The organism is Pedobacter superstes, assembly GCF_037622515.1.
GTDB lineage: Bacteria > Bacteroidota > Bacteroidia > Sphingobacteriales > Sphingobacteriaceae > Paradesertivirga > Paradesertivirga superstes.
The window spans coordinates 1-440 of record NZ_JBBJCN010000024.1 but is presented as its reverse complement, the minus strand read 5'-3'; the positions used below and the strand labels follow the sequence as shown (position 1 = coordinate 440).

General features: G+C 50.7%; 1 protein-coding gene. It reads left to right on the top strand.

Going from position 1 to position 440, the window contains the following annotated elements:
* The coding region (locus WG906_RS19340; RefSeq protein ID WP_339994540.1) for a hypothetical protein at nt 1-322 on the top strand (322 nt) is incomplete at its 5' end.
* Nucleotides 323-440 lie beyond the last annotated feature (118 nt).

Below are 440 nucleotides of genomic sequence, written 5' to 3'. Positions count from 1 at the left end.
AAATGCGCCAAGCAACCTAACAAATCATTTAGCAACTTTCCTACGAAGTCGTGCCGTCCCGAAAGCGCCAGTAAGATTTCGCCAGCAGCAGGCCTCGAGCTCAGGAGAGGGCATTGGCTTGTTTCCTGAAGCTTTAGCCTTTCAGCGTCGGAGGAAGCAAGGCGCAGCCCTGAGCGGTGATGGTGAAATGTGCTGTAGCCTTGTGGCAAAAGGCACCTTCGGGACGGCATTGATTTTTGGTCCTTTTCATCAAGGAAAAGGACTAGGCCACGCCGCGGCTATGAGCGGCAAAGACAAATCGTCTTTTATCCCGCAGCAATAACGCGTTCTTTTATCCTTACACCCAATGGTGAGCACCACTTTTAACCCATACCCACCACAGCCTCTCTGTCACAGCTGACCAGGATGTATCACATTTTAATGATTTCCTTTCGTCCGCT